Below are 19,336 nucleotides of genomic sequence, written 5' to 3' on the forward strand. Positions count from 1 at the left end.
AAAAATGGCCGTCACTCCAATGATGGAACAATATCTTAAAATAAAAGAAAAATATAAAGATGCAATACTCTTTTTCCGCCTAGGAGATTTTTATGAGATGTTTTACGAAGATGCGGAAATTGCTGCTAAAGAGCTTGAAATAGCTTTGACAGGGAGAGACGCAGGAACGGAAGAAAGAGCCCCAATGGCTGGTGTTCCTTACCATGCAGCAGACTTTTATATAGACAAGTTGATAAAGAAAGGATATAAAGTTGCTATTTGTGAACAATTAGAAGACCCTGCAAAAGCAAAAGGATTGGTAAAAAGAGATGTAGTAAGAATATATACTCCGGGGACAATAATAAATCCTGAATCAATGGATGAAAAAACAAATAACTACCTTGTGTCTGTTTTTAAAGGAAGGGACAATTATGGAATTTGTGCTGTTGATGTAACAACGGGAGATTTATACGCTACAGAACTTAAAAATTGTAAAGACATTAAAAGAGTTTATGATGAAATAACAAAGTATGCTCCTTCAGAAATAATCGCTAATGAAGATTTTTTAAAAAATAATAAATACATAAAAATTTTCAAGAATAATAACTGTGCTGTAAATATCTATGAAAAGCAGCTTGACTATGAAGAAAAAATTAAATTAATAGAAACTCAATTTAATAAAAAATCCGAAGAATTAGGTATAAAAGATAAGCCTTATATGGCTAATTCGTTAGCGGCTCTTTTTAGCTATTTACAAGAATTACAAAAAACTGCTTTAAAGCATATAAACAAATTGCTTATATATGAAGATAACTCCTATATGGGATTAGACAGCAATGCAATAAAAAATTTAGAAATATTAGAGTCTAATAGAAACAAGTCAAAAAAAGGCTCTTTATTAGGAGTTTTAGATAAAACTGTAACTCCTATGGGAGGAAGGCTTTTAAAAAAATGGCTGGAAGAGCCTTTGCTTAGCAAAGAGCACATTGATGCTCGACTGGAGGCAGTTGAAGAACTTTTTAATGATTATAAAAATCGCCAAGATTTAAAACAATTTTTAAACAAAATATACGATTTAGAAAGATTGGCCAGCAAAATTGTCTACCAGAGTATTAATCCAAAAGATTTTATTTCTATAAAGCTATCTCTGCAAAATTTGCCTTACATCAAAGAAATATTAGAAAAGTTCAATTCAAGGCTTTTAAAAGAGATATGCGAGAAATTTGATACTTTACAAGATATATACGAATTAATAGATAAGTCGATAAAAGATGACCCTTCTACTCAATTAAAAGAAGGAAATATCATAAAAGGCGGGTATAATGAAATAGTAGATAAGCTAAGAAAGGCTTCAACAGAAGGTAAAAATTGGATCGCAAATCTTGAGGCTGAAGAAAGAGAAAAAACAGGCATTAAGAACTTGAGAATAGGTTACAACAAAGTTTTTGGCTATTATATTGAAGTTACAAAATCTAATATACCACAGGTTCCTGAAAGATACATACGAAAACAAACTTTGGCAAATGCAGAAAGGTATGTGACACCTGAGCTTAAAGAAATAGAAGAGACTATATTAGGAGCAGAAGAAAAATTAATTGAGCTTGAATATCAGCTTTTTAACGAAATAAGAGAAAAAGTAGAACTACAAATTGTAAGAATACAAAACACAGCAAAATATATAGCCACAATAGATGTACTCATTTCCTTTGCAGAAGTTGCGGAAACAAATAGATATATAAAACCGATAGTAGATTATAGTGACAGAATAGTCATCAAGGAAGGGAGACATCCAGTAATAGAGACTATTTCTGATGAATCTTTTGTAGCAAATGATATAGATATTGGTCCTGAAAATCCTATCATGATAATAACGGGACCTAATATGGCTGGTAAATCTACTTACATGAGACAGGTTGCTTTAATTGTACTGATGGCGCAGATAGGCTCCTTTGTCCCTGCTTCTTACGCTAAAATTGGGATTGTAGATAAAATCTTTACAAGAGTAGGAGCATCCGATGACATCTTTGCAGGACAGAGTACTTTTATGGTTGAAATGTCTGAAGTGGCAAATATATTAAAATCTGCCACTAGTAAAAGTTTGATAATACTAGATGAGGTAGGGAGAGGTACAAGCACTTATGATGGTATGAGTATAGCTCATGCAGTTATTGAATATATTCATGAAAAGATAAAGGCTAAAACTTTGTTCGCTACTCACTATCATGAATTGACAAAACTTGAAGGCAAGATGAAGGGAGTCAGGAATTATAATGTTTCAGTAGAAGAAAGAGAAGATGACATAATATTTTTACGGAAAATAGTACCTGGTGGCGCTGATAAAAGCTATGGAATACAAGTTTCAAAATTAGCAGGACTACCTTATAGCATTGTTGAAAGAGCAAAAGAGATATTGAACAGTTTGGAAAATGATAAGGTCATAAAGTCAGAATTAGAAAATGCATCACAGCAACTTGCCTTTACTCAAATAGATATTTTTTCTACGGCAAAGGATTCGCTAATTGATGATATAGCCAATTGCGATGTGGACAACATGACTCCTATTCAAGCTCTAAATTATTTATATGAATTAAAGGAGAAGGCAATCTCCTTGAGGAGCGGAGTATTATGAATAAAATTCATCTTTTAGATGAAAAGACAATAAATAAAATTTCTGCAGGAGAAGTTGTTGAAAGACCTGCCTCTATAGTGAAAGAATTAATTGAAAATTCTATTGACGCTGGAAGCAAAAATATTACAGTGGAAATTTTAGAAGGTGGCATTCCTTATATAAAGGTATCTGACGACGGTTGTGGAATGAATGAAATAGACGCCATTTTAGCTTTTGAAAGGCACGCCACCAGCAAGATAAAATCTGACAATGACCTTTATAGTATAGGGACATTAGGTTTTAGAGGAGAGGCCTTAGCTAGTATTGCGGCAGTTTCCCATGTAACTTTACAGACTAAAGAAGAAGGAGCTTTATTTGGTACTAAAGTTGTTGTGGAAGGTGGGAAGGTAGTAGAAAAAACTACTTGTGGTTGTGCAAAAGGATGTAGTATTGAAGTAAGAGATGTGTTTTTTAATACGCCGGCACGAAGGAAGTTTTTGAAACGTCCTTCAACAGAGAGTATGTATATAACTGATGTTGTAACTAAATTGTGCCTTTCCCATCCTGAAGTTTCTTTTAAATATGTAAAAGACAGGAAACTACAGTTTATAACATCAGGTAATGGAAATATAGAAGATGTAATTTTGAGGCTTTTTGGAAATGAAGTCTACTCTTCTCTTATGTCAGCTTCTTTTGAAAGTGAAGATTTGAAATTAAAGATTTTAGCAGGTAAAAATTCTTTAAATTATTCAAATAGGAATATGCAATTTTTCTATGTAAATGGAAGATACGTAAAAAATAAGACCCTCTCGGCCGCTGTAGATGAAGCTTTTAAGACTTATATACCTGTGAACCGATATCCTGCTGTTTTTTTGTACATGGAAATAGACCCAAGGCAGATTGATGTGAATATACATCCTTCAAAATTAGAGATAAAATTTTCAGATGAAAGAAGAATTTTTGAAGCTGTTTATAAAACTATAAAGGATAGCCTTCATAAATACAACTTGATACCAGAAGTAAAAATTGAAGAAAAGAAAAATATCTTTGAAATTGAAACTCCAACTATTTCAGCTGAGCAGACGAAATTATACTTTACTTCTTCTGATAAAGAAGTAGAAAAGGAAAAAAAGAAATTTGACAATGAATTTAAAGGTAAGAATGTTTTTTTAAAAGATAATGTATTAAAAGAAAATAGTAAAAATAGTAGTTTAGATAACCATTTGGCTGTTTATGAGGAATATGAACATGAAAAAGAAGAAATAAATAAAAATGACCTTGCTAAAAAAATAAGTGATATAAGAATAGTGGGCACATTATTTTCTACTTATATAATCGTAGAAAAGGAAGATGTATTCTATATAATTGACCAACATGCTGCCCACGAAAGGATTTTATATGAAAAATTTACTTCCCAATATGAAAAAATTCAAACAAGGCAGGTAACATTTCCTATTGTAGTAGAATTACAACCAAGAGACTTAGAACTTGTTCATCAAGAAAAAGAGCTTTTAAATAAATTAGGTTATGTATTTGAGGAATTTGGGAACAATTCTATAATATTAAGAGAAGTGCCTGTAATTTTAGGACAGCCAGAAGCAAGGCAGTTATTTATAGATATAGTGGAAAAACTTAAAGATAAGGAACTTGTCAATAAAATATCCTTAAAAGAAGAAAATATTATAATGATGGCTTGTAAAGCTGCAGTAAAAGCTATGGATAATTTATCTGAAAAAGAAATTAATAAACTTTTTGATGACTTAAAAATTACAGAAAATCCTTATACTTGTCCTCACGGAAGACCTGTTATAATCGCTATAACAAAAACTCAGTTAGAAAAGATGTTTAAAAGAATTATGTAATATAAGGGTGATGGGATGGCTATACAAATTGTGCTTATTGTTGGGCCCACAGCCTCTGGCAAGTCTAAATTAGCAGTAGACGTGGCAAAAGAATTTAATGGAGAAATCATTTCTGCTGACTCTATGCAAGTTTATAAGTACATGGATGTTGGTACAGCAAAAATTACAAAGGAAGAAATGCAAGGCATCCCTCATTATTTGATAGATATTGTAGAGCCAGATCAAGAGTTTAGTGTAGCAGAATATGAAAAAAGAGCGAAAGAGATTATAAAGGATATTTACAAAAGAGGGAAACTTCCTATAATTGTAGGGGGAACTGGTTTATATATCAATTCAATAATTTACATCATGCACTTTTCTGATTTTGAAGGAAGCAAAGAATTTAGAGAGAAAATGAAAGAATTAGCAAATACTTATGGCAGTCAATATCTTTATGAAAAATTAAAAAGTGTGGACCCAGAGGCGGCAAAAAAAATACATCCAAATGATATTAGAAGAATCATCAGAGCTTTAGAAGTTTATGAATTTACAGGGAAACCTATTTCTTACTATCAAAAAATGAGTGGTATGCGTTTAAATCCAGAGTATCAGCCTATAATGATAGGGCTTAATTTCAGAGACAGACAAATTTTATACGATAGAATTAATCAAAGAGTGGATGAAATGATAAAAAATAATTTGGTTGAAGAAGTGGTAAACTTGCTAAAAATCGGGTATAATAAAGACAGTACTGCTATGCAGGCTTTAGGATATAAAGAAATTGTCGAATATTTAAAAGGAGAGATTTCTTTAGAAGAAGCTATTGAAAAAATTAAAAAAGGGACAAGGAGGTATGCAAAAAGACAGATCACCTGGTTTAAGGGTTATGACTTTATCAAATGGTTTTTTGTAGATGACTATAAAAATTATGAAGAACTCAAGAAAAATATTATTAAATATTTAGCAGGAAAATTAAATTTTTGATAGAATATAACTAATGATACATATTAAAGAAGGGGGATAAAGATGGCAAGTTCAAAAGCAGCTATTAATTTACAGGATATCTTTTTAAATCAAGTGAGGAAAGAGCATGTACCAGTAACTGTCTACTTAATCAACGGATTTCAATTAAAGGGTTTAGTGAAAGGATTTGATAATTTTACAGTGGTGTTGGAGTCAGAGAACAAACAGCAACTTCTTATCTACAAACATGCTATTTCGACAATTACACCTCAAAAGCCTGTGATCTTCTCTGCTTCTGATAAAGATGAGAAGAGAGAAGAGTGAAAAAAACAAAAAAACAGTATTAGGGCAACTAATACTGTTTTTTTGAAATAATAAAGTAAGGGAGTTTGCCAAAATGAAGATTGGTTTCATAGGTGTTGGCAATATGGGCCTTGCCCTTATAAAGGGCATATTAAAAGCGGATTTTATAGAGGCAGAAGATCTAATTCTTTACGATCCAGTGAAAGAAAAAACAGCGGGATTAGAGAAAGAATTTGGAGTTGCTATTGCAAAAGACAATATTGATTTAACTGAAAAGTCGGACATTATCATCTTAGCAGTAAAACCTAACATCTACGACGTTGTTTTGGAGGAAATAAGAGCAAAAGTAACTGATAAAAAGATAATAATCATTATAGCTCCAGGTATAACTATAAGCCATGTCAAAGATATTTTAAAAGCAGGAAAAATAGTGAGAACAATACCTAATACTCCTGCTTTAATAGGAGAAGGTGTTACTGCTATAAGTTACTCACAAGAGATACAACAAGAGGATAAAGAAATTGTGGAGAAGATTTTTAAAACCTGTGGGGAAATTGTAGAAGTAGAAGAAAAGTTAATTGATGCTGCAATGGCTGTCTCTAGTTGTAGTCCAGCATTTGTGTACATGTTTATTGAAGCATTGGCAGATGGTGGTGTACTATTGGGATTACCAAGAGATGTTGCGTATAAATTAGCTTCAAAGGCTGTAGCTGGTGCAGGTAACATGGTATTAAAAACAGGTTTTCATCCTGGCCAATTAAAAGACATGGTAACATCTCCAGGTGGTACAACTATTGAAGGTATAAGGATTTTGGAAAAAAATGCAATGAGAAGTGCAGTGATTGAAGCAGTGGCTGCAGCATATCAAAAAACAAAGGGATTGAAGTAAAAATGTCAAATAATATCGATGTTGTTGAAATATACACAGATGGAGCTTGTAGTGGTAATCCTGGTCCAGGTGGCTGGGCAGCAGTTTTACTGTACAAAGGAACAAAAAAAGAAATATCAGGATTTGAAGAAAATACTACAAACAATAGAATGGAATTAAAAGCAGTAATAGAAGGTTTGAAAGCCTTAAAAAGGCCTTGTAAAGTTAATTTATATAGTGATAGTAGTTATGTAATAAATGCCTTTAAAGAAGGCTGGCTTGAAAAGTGGCAGAAAAACAATTGGCTAAAATCAGATAAAACTCCAGTAGAAAATCAGGACTTGTGGAAGGAGCTTTTAGAGATTTCAAAAAATCATCAAGTCAATTGGATTAAAGTAAAGGGCCATGCAGATAATGAATACAATAATTTATGTGATAGACTGGCTACAGAGCAAATAAAAAGAAATACCAGACAAAACCCCAAGGAGTGAATTTACAAATTTCCTTTGGGGTTTTGTTTATATGGTGTAAAATAATTAAGGCAAGGATGCCGAAGTTATACCAAAAAATACTTGATTTTGGCTCAGAAATTATGTTATGATATATACAAGTAATTATACGAAATAGTTATTTCGTATAATTAGGATTGTAGAAAGGAGTTTTGAAAATGTCTAATGAAATTTCTAATAATACTTCCAATAATGGTTCTATTAAATATCCCCCTCTTCTTGAAGAATTTTTAAACTACTTCTCAACTGTAAAAGCCCGCTCTTATAATACTGTAAAAGCTTATGCCTATGATTTAGTTTTGTTTTTGCGTTTTTTAAAGCAAAGGCGCGGAAAAGTTAGTCCTGATGTTGAATTTGATGAAATAGATATCTCTGATGTGGATGTTGATTTGATAGAGTCTGTTGATTTAAACGACTTATACGCCTATCTTAACTTTGTGGCTAACGAAAGGTCTAATACTCCCCATGCTCGTGCTCGAAAAGTAGCAAGTTTAAGGTCTTTTTATAACTATCTTTATAAAAAAGCTAAGGTGCTAAGCAAAAATCCTACTCAAGAATTAGAGTCGCCAAAACTTTCTGTAAGACAGCCTATTTACCTCACCCTTGATGAAAGTAAAAAACTTTTAAATTCCATAGATGGACCTTTTAAAGAAAGAGATTACGCAATTATCACTTTGTTTTTAAACTGTGGGCTCAGAGTTTCTGAACTGGTGAATATAAATTTAGACGACATAAAAGATGATAAACTAACTGTTATAGGAAAAGGAAATAAACAAAGAACAGTTTATTTAAATGATGCCTGTATTAATGCAATAAATACATATTTGAAGGTAAGACCTAAAGAAGGAGTCAAAGATAAAAAGGCTTTGTTTTTGAGCAAAAGGCTTAAACGCATAAGTGTTAAAACTGTACAATATACCGTAAAAAAACATTTAAAAAATGCTAATTTAGAAGGAAAAAAATATTCTGCCCATAAATTGCGCCATACAGCCGCGACTTTGATGTACAGATATGGTAATGTAGATATAAGGACTTTACAAAAGCTCCTAGGGCATTCTAACGTGTCTACGACGCAAATTTATACCCATGTAGATGATTCGCAATTAAAAGAAGCTGTAAATAAAAACCCTTTATCACAAAAGGAAGATTGAAAATAAAATTCAAGAGGAAAATCTTTCCTCTTGAATTTTATTTCGTAGCTTATTCTTCTTTGTAAATATTATTTAAAGCAATAGCCATTGCCAATTTTACTTGAGGATAAGTAAGACCACCTTGCACGTATGCGATATAAGGTTCTCTTATAGGGGCATCTGCACTTAACTCTATAGAAGATCCTTGTATAAATCCTCCTGCTGCCATTATGACTTTATCCTGATATCCTGGCATGTCCCACGGCTCAGGAATTACATGAGAGTCTACTGGGGACCCCATTTGTATTCCCTGGATAAAAGATATCAACTCTTCAGCAGTTTTAAATTTGATAGCTTGAACTATGTCAGTTCTTTCTTCGTCATATTTTGGAGTAACTTCATAGCCTAAGTCTGACATAATTTTCGCTAAAAGAACAGCTCCTTTTAAAGCTTGTCCTACCACTTGAGGTGCAAAAAATAACCCTTGTAAAATCAATCTATTTAAATCTAAAGAAGGACCTACCTCTTTTCCTATGCCAGGGGCATATAGCCTATAAGAAGCATTTTCAACTAATTCCTTTTTTCCTACTACATATCCACCTGTAGGGGCAATTCCCCCACCTATGTTTTTTATAAGAGAACCTGCTATAATGTCGGCTCCTACTTCTGTTGGTTCTTTTATCTCAGTAAATTCTCCATAGCAATTATCTACAAATATGATTACATCTTCTTTTACCTTTTTAATTTCACTAATTGCCTTTTCTATATCTTCTATCTTCAAAGACTTTCTATAGTCATACCCTTTTGATCGTTGAATCATCACCATTTTAGTTTTTGAGGTTATTGCTTTTTTTACACTTTCTATATCTATTTTTCCATCATTAAGGAGGGGAATTTCTTTATATATAACTCCGTATTCTTTTAAACTTCCCCTCCCCTCCCCTTTTATCCCTATTATTTCTTCTAACGTATCATAAGGCCTCCCACAAGCTGAAATTAGCTCTTCATTTGGTTTTAAATTGCCAAATAGACATAATGCTATAGCATGAGTTCCAGAAACGATTTGAGGCCTTACTAAAGCGTCTTCTGCGGCAAATATTCCTGCATATATCTTTTCGATTGTCTCTCGCCCGATGTCACCATATCCATAGCCAGTTGTGCCATTAAAATGGATATCGCTTAATTTGTTCTTTTGGAAATGATATATGACCTTATACTGATTGTACTCTACAGTCTTATCAATCTTTCTAAATACAGGATAACAATCTTTTTCTGCTTTTTCTATAACTTCGATTATTTTTGAGTTTATATGGAAATTGTTCTGCAAAAATTTTTTTGTGTCCATTTTCTCAGTCCTCTCTAATGTCTATACTGTCTATTGTTATTAAATCTTCTTTGGTTATATTTATTTTGTTTAAAACTCTTACAGCCTGTTTTCTAATTGCTCTTTCTATGATATTCCTTACAAGGCGCGCGTTTCCTATTTCTCTTGAATTGTCGTCACGAATCAATATTTTCATTAATTTTCTCTTTGCACTTTCTGTAAGCTTATATTGCCTGTTTTTTACCATGACTTCCGCAATCTGAAGAAGTTCATCTATAGTATAATCAGGAAAATCTATCTGGATTGGAAACCTGGAGCGAAGTCCGGGATTGGTATTTAAAAAATATTCCATTTCGTGTTTGTAACCTGCTAATATAAGTATAAATTTATTCCTATTGTCTTCCATTTCTTTGACAAGAGTATCAATAGCTTCTTTGCCAAAGTCTTTTTCTCCACCCCTTGCCAAAGAATAAGCTTCATCTACAAACAAAATTCCTCCCAAAGCTTTTTTTACATTTTCACGGACTCTGTGAGCAGTATGTCCTATGTATTCTCCTACTAGATCAGCTCTCTCTACTTCAACTACATGGCCTTTTTCTAAAACTCCTATACTTTTTAAAAGTTTTCCTAATATCCTTGCTACAGTAGTTTTGCCTGTTCCTGGATTACCTTTAAATATCATATGTAATACTATAGGTTCAGTGGCTAATCCTTCCTTTTTACGCTTTATTTGCAGTTGCGAGAAAGCGTAAATTTCTTGTATAATTTCTTTCACTTTATTAAGGCCTATCAAAGAATTTAGCTCTTTTAAAGCTTCTTCTTGTAATTTTTTATCATCTACAGTTGTTGTAACTTCTTTAGGTTTATCTTCTGACTTTTTTTCTATTTTATATCCTTCAAAGAAAACTGGCCATATTCCCATCTACCACCACATCCCAATACCATTTTTATTGTTATTCTATGATATTGGGATGTGGAAAGTGAAAAAATTTTACACTTCTACTTTTGCTTCTACATCTTCTTTAAAATCTGCTAAAATAGGGTTTACAATTTCCTTAATGTATTCTTCAGTCTGGCTTACAGCTCTTCCGGTAAATTTTATAGGGTCAACTAATTCTTTAATTTCTTCTTGGGAAAGTTTAAATCTTTGGTCATTTTGTATATAATCAAGCAACCTATTTTCTTCTCCATTTTTAACTTCTTCTGCCGCTTTTAAGGAGTATACTCTTATAGCTTCATGTAACTCTTGTCTGTCCCCACCTTTAAGTACTGCTTCCATTAAAATCTTTTCTGTAGCCATAAAAGGCAATTCCTTCATCACATTTTTTTCAATTACTTTTTTGTTTACTTTTAAACCAGACGCAATGTTTATATAAAGATTTAATATAGCATCTGTGGCAAGGAACATTTCGGGTATTACAATTCGCCTGTTAGCTGAATCATCTAAAGTTCTTTCAAACCATTGAGCAGAAGAAGTAATAGATGCATTTAAAAGTGTGACAATAACATACCTACTTAAAGCTGCCATTCTCTCGCTTCTCATAGGATTTCTTTTATAAGCCATTGCAGAGGAGCCTATTTGTTTTTCTTCAAAGGGCTCTTCAATTTCTCTTAAATGTTGCAAAAGCCTTAGGTCGTTGCTGAATTTGTGAGCACTTTGAGCAATACCGCTTAAAACAGACAAGAGCATAAAGTCATATTTTCTCGTATAAGTTTGTCCTGTCACAGGGAAGGACTTTTTATATCCCATTTTTTCTATTACTAATCTGTCTAGCTCTTTTACTTTTTCTTCATCACCACCAAAAAGTTCCATAAAACTTGCTTGTGTACCAGTGGTGCCTTTTACTCCTCTTAACATTATGTTTTCTCTTCTATATCTTAAATCTTGTAAATCGAGAATTAAATCTTGTATCCAAAGGCATGCTCTTTTACCAACTGTAGTAAGTTGAGCTGGTTGAAAGTGAGTATAACCTAAAGTGGGTAAATCCTTATAAGTTAGTGCAAATTCGGATAAAATTTTTATTACTTTGAGAAGTTTCTTTTCAATTAGTTCAAGAGCTCTATCCATAAGAATTATATCAGTATTGTCATCTACAAAAGCAGAGGTAGCTCCTAAATGGATTATAGGTTTTGCTTTGGGGCACAAAAGACCATAGGCATGTATGTGAGCCATAACATCATGTCGAAATTCTCTTTCGAATTTTTCCGCATCTTCATAGTTTATGTTGTCTATATTTTCTTCCATTTCTTTAATCTGCTCATCTGTAATATTGAGCCCTAATTCTTTTTCGCTTTTTGCCAAAGCTACCCATAATCTTCGCCAAGTTTTAAATTTTTCGTCGTCAGAGAAGATTTGGGCCATTTCTTTGCTAGCATATCTTGTTATTAACGGATTCTGATAAGTATCTCGCATATTTACCTCCTCATTATGCTTTATTTAAAAATTCTTCGATTCTATTTAAGCCTTTTTCAATATTTTCAATGGAAGTAGCATAAGAAATCCTAATGTAATTGTCCATTCCGAAGGGCAAAGCAGGAACAACTGCTACATTTGCTCCTTCAATTAAAGCATTTGCAAAATCTATGGAACCTCTAATAATTTTTCCTTTTATTTCTTTTCCAATGTATTCGTCTATATTTACCATTACATAAAAAGCCCCTTGAGGTTTATTTGATTTTAACCCCTTTATTTTATTTATCCTTTCAACCATATAAATTCTTCTTTTATTGAATTCTTCTGCCATTCTTTTAATAACAGTTTCATCTCCTGATAAAGCGGCTACACTGGCATATTGAGCAATTGAATTGGGATTTGAGGTGGTGTGACTTTGAATGTTTGACATAACCTTTGCAATTTCTAAAGAAGAAGCAGTATATCCAATTCTCCATCCTGTCATAGCATAAGCTTTAGACATACCGTTTACTAAAATTGTCAGTTCTTTAATTTTTTCATTTAAAGAGGCGATACTGATGTGACTGCCTTCATAAATTAATTTTTCGTATATTTCATCTGAAATGACAAAAATATTTGCTTCTTCAATAATTTTTGCAAGTTCTTCTAACTCTTCTTTAGTATACACTGAGCCAGTTGGATTGTTGGGGGTATTTAAAATTAAAGCTTTTGTCTTAGAGGTAATAGCATTTTTTAATTCTTCGGCTGTAATTTTAAAGTCATTTTCTGCTTTTGTTTTTACAAAGACAGGCTTTCCATAAGCCAGCCTTACCATCTCAGGATAGCTTAACCAATAAGGTACAGGAATTATAACTTCGTCGCCAGGATTTAAAATTGCACAAAGAGCGTTATATATAGAGTGTTTAGCACCGTTTGATATGACAATTTGTTCTGGTTGGTATTTAAGGCTGTTATCTTTTAAAAGCTTGTTGCATACTGCTTTTTTTAATTCAGAAATGCCCGAAGAAGGGGTGTATTTGGTGTAGCCTTTTTTTATAGCGTCAATTGCAGCTTCTTTTATGTAATCAGATGTATCAAAATCTGGCTCTCCTACTCCGAAGTCTATAACGTCTACGCCTTGAGCTTTTAGCTGTTTTGCCTTTGCTGTTATTTCTAATGTCATAGAAGGGGTAATTTGTAAGGCATTTTGGGATAAATCCAATTTTTACACCTCCAGAGGATTTCGTTATATGAATCACAATATTATTTTAACTTAATTATTTTGATATTTCTACAAAATTTTTAGCTTTACTTTTCAATATTTTTACATATTCATAGTCTAACTTTATGGTTCCTAAAAGGTCTCTGCCATCTACTTCTATACCGTGAAAATCTGAGCCTCCAGTTATGATTAACTTGTATTTTTTAGCTTTGTTTAAATACTTTTCTACATCTTCAGTAGTGTGTTTTGAATGGTAAACTTCTATTCCTATTAAACCTTTTGGGGCTAATTCCTCAATAATATTATCATCTTGAAGTAAACCGGGATGAGCTAAAACAGTGACACCTCCATTTTCTAAAATAAGGTTTATTGCTTCAAAAGGAGTGATTCTATATCTTTCTACATAAGCAGGAGCACCCACTCCTATGTATTTTTCAAAAGCTTCTTTTACACTTTCTACATAATTCTTTTTTACCATGGCTCTTGCTATATGAGGTCTTCCTATGAATTTTTCACTTGTGAATTCCAATACGTCTTCTATAGAAATATCAATCCCTAATTCATTTAATTTTTTTAAAATCGCTTTGGCTCTATCATTTCTCAACTTTTTCATTTCTTCCAACTTTTCAAAAAATTTTTTATCTTTGTAATTTATAAAATAACCTAAAATATGAACTTCTTGATTTTGATAATAGCAATTAAACTCAATTCCAGGAATAACTTCAATCTCATATTTAGCAGAAGCTTCCATGGCTTCTTCAAGCCCATCAACTGTATCGTGATCTGTCAGAGAAATACAGCTAAGTCCATGTTCTTTTGCCAATCGAACTACTTCAGATGGTGAATTAGTTCCATCGGAAGCTTTTGAATGCATGTGAAGGTCTGCAAACATTATATCCCAACCTTTCCTCTAAATTTTACCTTTACAATTTAAAATAACCTGCAAAATGCAGGTTATTTTTTATCGTGGCTCTACAATTAACTTTATTGCTGTCCTCTCTTCACCGTCTATTTCAATGTCTGTAAAAGCAGGAATGCAAATTAAGTCAATTCCGCTGGGAGCTACAAACCCTCTTGCAATTGCAACAGCTTTTACAGCTTGATTTATTGCACCTGCACCTATTGCTTGTACTTCTGCACCTCCACGCTCCCTTAACACCCCTGCCAACGCTCCTGCTACAGCATTTGGATTAGATTTTGCTGAAACTTTTAATACTTCCATTGTTTTTCCCCCTTAAAGACAAATGATTTTCTCTTTGTTAATATTCTACATTTGTTTTAAAAATCCTCCTTTTTATGCATAAATTTTATTAATGCGTTCTATGCTATAGCATTTTCCTGTTATTTCATCTACAGAAATTACAATGGCATTTATCTGGGCAGGACCTTTTTTTGCAACTTCAAAGCGTACAGGTACAGAAGATGTAAATTTTTTAATTATTAATTCTTTATCTATTCCCAATATAGAATCACTAGGACCTGTCATACCCACATCAGTTATATAAGCTGTCCCATTTTGTAATATTTTCTCATCTGCCGTTTGTACGTGAGTATGAGTGCCAAACACACAACTTACTTTTCCATCTAAAAAATATCCCATTGCTATTTTTTCAGAAGTAGCTTCTGCGTGAAAATCTACGAGGATTATATTCGTCTCTTTTTTTAGTTTTTCTACTTCTTCTAAAGCTACAAAAAAAGGATTTCTATTACAAGGCATAAAAGTAGTTCCCTGTAAATTTATAATACCAATTTTTGAATTTTTAAAATTAAGTGCTATAGAACCTCTGCCAGGTGTTTCCTCTAAATAATTGGCAGGTCTTATAATTCGCACTTCTTCATCAATAAATTTTAATATTTCTTTTTGATCCCACACGTGATTTCCCATTGTTAATGCAGAAATTCCCATTTCAAAAAGTTCATCAGCAACTTTGCGAGTCAGTCCATTTCCTCCGGCAGCATTTTCTCCATTCGCTATAACTATGTCAATATTGTATTCTGATATTAATTCTTGTAAGTGCTCTTTTAATATGTTTCTACCTGGTCTTCCAACTATATCGCCGATGATAAGTATCTTCATTCTTAACCTCCAAAAAATAATTTTCTTAAACTTATTATTACACAAACCTGGCTATTAAAACAATAGCTAATGAAAATTTATGATGAAACTTTTAAAGCGTGCTTATCGCACGCTTTTTTTCAATCCTTTATTTTGCATAATCTACAGCTACTGTCTCTCTTATGACAGTCACTTTGATTTGACCTGGATATTCAACTTCTTCTTCAATTTTTTTGCTTATATTTCGCGCTAAAATGACAATATCATCATCATCGACAATTTCAGGTTTTACCATTATTCTGATTTCTCTTCCTGCTTGTATAGCATAAGACTTTTCTACACCTTCAAAAGAATTAGCAATTTGTTCTAACTTATCTAAACGCTTAATATAGGCCTCTAATGCTTCTCGTCTTGCACCTGGCCTTGCAGCAGAAATAGCATCTGCTGCTTGTACTAATACTGCCTCAACAGTCTGAGGCTCTACATCATTATGATGAGCCATTATAGCATGAATAACAGCATCAGATTCATGATATCTTTTAGCCAGTTCTGCACCTATCATGACATGAGGGCCTTCCACCTCATGGTCTACGGCCTTACCTATATCGTGTAAAAGTCCTGCTCTTTTGGCAACTAGTGCATCTGCACCTAATTCATAAGCCATAAGTCCTGCCAAATGAGCTACTTCGATTGAATGCTTTAAGACGTTTTGACCGTAGCTAGTTCTAAATTTAAGTCTTCCTAATAACTTAATCAGCTCGGGATGCAAACCGTGAATTCCTACTTCAAAAGCCGCTTCTTCTCCTGCTTTGAGTATCATGTTGTCTACCTCTTTTTTAGCCTTTTCCACCATTTCCTCTATTCTTGCAGGATGTATTCGCCCATCTTCGATTAATTTTTCCAGCGCAATCCGCGCAACTTCTCTTCGTATAGGGTCAAAACCTGAAATGACAACAGCTTCAGGAGTATCATCTATTATAAGGTCAATTCCCGTCAATGTTTCTATTGTCCTTATATTTCTACCTTCCCTACCTATTATGCGACCTTTCATTTCATCATTGGGAAGGGTAACAACAGACACAGTTGTTTCTGCAGCATGATCAGCTGCACAACGTTGAATGGCATTGCCAATTATTTCTCTTGCTTTCATTTCTGCTTCTTCTTTAGCTTTGTTTTCCATTTCTTTAATCATTACAGCCATTTCATGTTGTATATCTTTTTGAACATTTTCTAATAAAATGGCTTTTGCCTCTTCACGGCTTAGTCCCGAAATTCTTTCTAATTCTTCTATTTCCTTTTGATAGAGTAAAGAAATTTGTTCCTCCAATTGTTGAATTTCTTTTTGCTTTTCTTCTAAAAAACTTTCTTTTTGTTCTAAAGTTTCAGCTCTTTTATCCAAGGTTTCTTCTTTTTGAAGGAGTCTTTTTTCTAAACGCTGTAATTCACCTCTGCGATCCCTTATTTCTTTTTCTAAATCGGTTCGCATGCGGTGAATCTCTTCTTTAGCTTCTAATAAGAGCTCTCTTTTTTTATTTTCAGCATCTCTTTTTGCACTTTCTAATATGGTCCGCGCTAAATTTTCTGCGCTTTTTATTTTGGATTCTGCAATAATCTTTCTTGCCAAATAACCAATTAGAAAGCCGACCGCTATTGCAATAAGTGCTGTGATTATCAATTGAACATGGCTAATACTCTTACACCTCCTTAGTAGATATTCATATAGGTCTTTGCAGAATCACAAAATCCTTATGGATTAAGGGATTCTGCTATATATTTTCAAAGGAATTCCTCCACTTTCGTCGAATTTATATAAAAGACCAAATCACGAAAAGAAAGGGAGGAAATCCTATGAAAATCAAAGCTAAACAACTTTCTCTCTCCGATATTTACGATGATGTTCAATCCTTCTTTGAAGAAGATAAACCCAAGTTTATTAAACTCTTTGATTCCTTTATTGATTTATCTGAACTTATTCCACCTTCTTTTTACGCCCATTATTATTCTCACTTCGGGCGTCATAGGGATTTTTCTCTTGAATCTATGCTCACTGCTTTGATTATCCAAAAAATTCTCTCTATCCCTACTGTTCAACTCCTTGTCCATGTTCTTAAGCTATCTAAAGAATTAAGAGAGCTTTGTGGTTTTAAAAGAGTCCCTCATCCTTCTCAATTCTCTAGATTTAAATCCATTTTCCTCAAAGATTTGGAGAATTTCTTCAATAATCTTGTTAATTTAACTGAGCCTATTTGTCAGGCTATTAATCCTTCCCTTTCTAATATCCTCATCGCTGATACTACTGGCTTTGAACCTTATGTCAGAGAAAATAATCCTAAGTTCTTTGATTCCCTTTATAGAAATATTAAAAAGTTCTCTAAATCTAATCCTGATTTTGATGCCCACTCTTATGCTTGTTCTAAAATGCCTAAGTTCGCTCACTCTAATCCTGATGCTAAATTCTCTTATATTAATGGCCATTATTGTTACTCTATCAAAGCTACCATCCTCACTAATGGCTTAGGCATTATTCAGCATATTAGTTTCTATGACGATGATTCTTTAAATGTCAATACTGCTAAATCTGCTGCCGAGTCTAAAGATTTGTACGATTCTAAGACTTTAATCCCTTCTCTTAAGGAATTCTTTAATTTACATCCTAATTTCTCTTATAGATACTTCTTAGGTGACGCTGGGTTTGATTCTTTTGATAATTACAAATACTTGTTCTCAAAGCTTGGCATAATCCCTATTATCCCTATTAACCCTCGAAATTCTAAAAACTTACCTCAGCCTACTTTTAACTCTGATGGTATCCCTACCTGCCCCCGTGACCCTTCTCTTAAAATGTCCTATGATGGCATCGTCCGGGAAAAAGGTAGAACTACCAGAATTAAATGGCTTTGCCCTATGTCCAAAAAAGTTAGACTAAACGGTAAAACTACTTATATCCTTCAATGTGATAACCCCTGTACCTCTTCTAAATGCGGCAGAATATTTTATACTACCCTTGATATTGATTTTAGAAAAAACACTGTTGTCCCTCGTAACTCTAAAAAGTGGTCCAAACTTTATGAAAAACGCCCTATTATTGAAAAATCTATTTCCCTTTTAAAAAGTTCTATCGCTGTTGATAGCTTTAAACTCATAAATACCAGGTCAATCAAAGCTGATGTTTTTCTTGGGGCTATCACTCAACATATTGGTTTAATTATTACTGCAAAGCTTGGTACTTTTGAACATCCTTTATCTTTGAAAAAACTTTTGGCTTGATGACTTGTTCTTATGGTTTGATTTGTTTGTCACCTTTTTACATTAAAAAGGTGTGTTAAGTATTGTCTTTTTTGAATTTGTATCTTTCTGCCATTTCTCTTTTCCCCTCTTGAACGTGCCTTTAAAATGTAATTTCTTTATTTTGTTCCTTGTAATGTAACTTTTTTACTCTAATATTTATCTCATTTTGCAATCACCTAAGATATTCATATTTTATTTTAGTCCCTTTTCAAAATTATGTCAAGTTATAAATCCTTTTCTTTCAAGGCATCACTAATGTTTTCAATTTGAAACCCGTTGTTGTAAAGATAGTTTTTTAACTTTTTAGTGTCTTCTTGGAATTTTGATTTTTTTTCAATTATTTTTTTTATTATTTCAACTTCTTTTTCTTCAGGATAAAAATTGTTTAAACTTTCTTGGATCAGTTCTTTACTAATTCCTTTTTTTATAAGTTCGTAATAAATTTTTCGCCTACTGTATAGTTGGTTTATTTTTTGTTCTATAAATAATTTAGCGTAAACTTTGTCATTGATATAGTTATAGCTTTTCAGCTTTTCAATAACACTTTTTATAACATTTTCTTCAAAACCTTTCATTTCAAGCTTTTGAAAGAGTTCTCTTTCTGTTAACATTTTTTTTGATAAAAGTTTAAATGCGTAGTCACTCGCTTGTCTTGTTGCAATATAGTTTACATAATAATTATACTGTTCATTATCTATTTCTTTTCCTTTTTCTATGCCTAAATAGCTCAAATCTTCTAAATTGCAACTAAAGGCATATTCTCCATCTATGTAAACATTATATTGCGTTTTTTTCTGCTTTTCGATAGTAGTTATTATCATGCTTATTTCTCCTTTGTAATAAAATAACCCCA

At 32.7% G+C, this 19,336-nt stretch carries 17 protein-coding genes; 8 read left to right on the forward strand and 9 right to left on the reverse strand.

The features are described from left to right. Window positions 1–4: 4 nt before the first annotated feature. The 7 genes from mutS to THEBR_RS05990 all read left to right on the forward strand — a co-directional run bounded on the left by mutS (window position 5) and on the right by THEBR_RS05990 (window position 8,222). Window positions 5–2,608 carry a DNA mismatch repair protein MutS gene (gene mutS / locus THEBR_RS05960; protein WP_012269345.1) on the forward strand — a complete coding sequence of 868 codons (2,604 nt, stop codon included), beginning with the start codon at window positions 5–7 and terminating at the stop codon, window positions 2,606–2,608. Further along, window positions 2,605–4,449: a DNA mismatch repair endonuclease MutL gene (gene mutL, locus THEBR_RS05965; protein WP_012269346.1), complete on the forward strand. Its 1,845-nt coding sequence runs from the start codon at window positions 2,605–2,607 to the stop codon at window positions 4,447–4,449. The genes mutS and mutL overlap by 4 nt, the downstream gene beginning before the upstream one ends. Window positions 4,450–4,464: 15 nt before the next feature. Then, a complete protein-coding gene (gene miaA / locus THEBR_RS05970) occupies window positions 4,465–5,412 on the forward strand; it encodes a tRNA (adenosine(37)-N6)-dimethylallyltransferase MiaA (RefSeq protein ID WP_003866788.1) in 948 nt (315 codons plus the stop codon). 42 nt (window positions 5,413–5,454) lie between these two features. Continuing rightward, window positions 5,455–5,715 (forward strand): RNA chaperone Hfq, encoded by a 261-nt coding sequence (gene hfq / locus THEBR_RS05975; RefSeq protein WP_003866787.1) that lies wholly within the window; start codon window positions 5,455–5,457, stop codon window positions 5,713–5,715. Between the two features lie 73 nt (window positions 5,716–5,788). After that, on the forward strand, window positions 5,789–6,583 hold the full coding sequence (proC, locus tag THEBR_RS05980; RefSeq protein WP_003866786.1) for a pyrroline-5-carboxylate reductase: 795 nt from the start codon (window positions 5,789–5,791) through the stop codon (window positions 6,581–6,583). Window positions 6,584–6,585: 2 nt separating this feature from the next. Continuing rightward, complete coding sequence (rnhA, locus tag THEBR_RS05985) at window positions 6,586–7,053, forward strand: ribonuclease HI (protein ID WP_009052378.1); 468 nt, start codon at window positions 6,586–6,588, stop codon at window positions 7,051–7,053. Window positions 7,054–7,229: 176 nt separating this feature from the next. Beyond that, entirely contained in the window at window positions 7,230–8,222 is a 993-nt protein-coding gene (locus THEBR_RS05990) for a tyrosine recombinase XerC (RefSeq protein ID WP_003866783.1), read from the forward strand. A 49-nt stretch (window positions 8,223–8,271) separates the two neighbouring features. Here THEBR_RS05990 and THEBR_RS05995 read toward each other — a convergent pair whose 3' ends face one another. The 8 genes from THEBR_RS05995 to rny all read right to left on the reverse strand — a co-directional run bounded on the left by THEBR_RS05995 (window position 8,272) and on the right by rny (window position 16,870). Next, window positions 8,272–9,546 carry a methionine gamma-lyase family protein gene (locus THEBR_RS05995; protein WP_012269347.1) on the reverse strand — a complete coding sequence of 425 codons (1,275 nt, stop codon included), beginning with the start codon at window positions 9,544–9,546 and terminating at the stop codon, window positions 8,272–8,274. 4 nt (window positions 9,547–9,550) lie between these two features. After that, a complete protein-coding gene (gene spoVK / locus THEBR_RS06000) occupies window positions 9,551–10,447 on the reverse strand; it encodes a stage V sporulation protein K (RefSeq protein ID WP_004396243.1) in 897 nt (298 codons plus the stop codon). Window positions 10,448–10,516: 69 nt separating this feature from the next. Continuing rightward, on the reverse strand, window positions 10,517–11,938 hold the full coding sequence (gene purB, locus THEBR_RS06005; RefSeq protein ID WP_003866780.1) for an adenylosuccinate lyase: 1,422 nt from the start codon (window positions 11,936–11,938) through the stop codon (window positions 10,517–10,519). Between the two features lie 13 nt (window positions 11,939–11,951). Next, a complete protein-coding gene (locus THEBR_RS06010) occupies window positions 11,952–13,139 on the reverse strand; it encodes a pyridoxal phosphate-dependent aminotransferase (protein ID WP_009052380.1) in 1,188 nt (395 codons plus the stop codon). 55 nt (window positions 13,140–13,194) lie between these two features. Further along, entirely contained in the window at window positions 13,195–14,031 is an 837-nt protein-coding gene (locus THEBR_RS06015; RefSeq protein ID WP_009052381.1) for a PHP domain-containing protein, read from the reverse strand. Window positions 14,032–14,100: 69 nt separating this feature from the next. Continuing rightward, the gene (locus THEBR_RS06020; protein WP_003866776.1) at window positions 14,101–14,361 is read right to left on the reverse strand and encodes a stage V sporulation protein S; all 261 of its coding nucleotides are present in this window, start codon (window positions 14,359–14,361) and stop codon (window positions 14,101–14,103) included. A 72-nt stretch (window positions 14,362–14,433) separates the two neighbouring features. Continuing rightward, window positions 14,434–15,216 carry a TIGR00282 family metallophosphoesterase gene (locus tag THEBR_RS06025; protein WP_012269348.1) on the reverse strand — a complete coding sequence of 261 codons (783 nt, stop codon included), beginning with the start codon at window positions 15,214–15,216 and terminating at the stop codon, window positions 14,434–14,436. Between the two features lie 127 nt (window positions 15,217–15,343). Beyond that, window positions 15,344–16,870 (reverse strand): ribonuclease Y, encoded by a 1,527-nt coding sequence (gene rny, locus THEBR_RS06030; protein ID WP_012269349.1) that lies wholly within the window; start codon window positions 16,868–16,870, stop codon window positions 15,344–15,346. A gap of 173 nt (window positions 16,871–17,043) precedes the next feature. Between rny and THEBR_RS06035 the strand changes: the two genes are divergently transcribed. Further along, on the forward strand, window positions 17,044–18,462 hold the full coding sequence (locus tag THEBR_RS06035; protein ID WP_012269350.1) for a transposase: 1,419 nt from the start codon (window positions 17,044–17,046) through the stop codon (window positions 18,460–18,462). A 245-nt stretch (window positions 18,463–18,707) separates the two neighbouring features. On the opposite strand, the gene THEBR_RS06040 is transcribed toward THEBR_RS06035, so the two are convergent. After that, window positions 18,708–19,304, reverse strand: coding sequence for a regulatory protein RecX (locus THEBR_RS06040; RefSeq protein ID WP_012269351.1), 597 nt, complete (start codon window positions 19,302–19,304; stop codon window positions 18,708–18,710). Window positions 19,305–19,336: the final 32 nt, after the last annotated feature.

The organism is Thermoanaerobacter brockii subsp. finnii Ako-1 (assembly GCF_000175295.2).
Lineage (GTDB): Bacteria > Bacillota > Thermoanaerobacteria > Thermoanaerobacterales > Thermoanaerobacteraceae > Thermoanaerobacter > Thermoanaerobacter pseudethanolicus.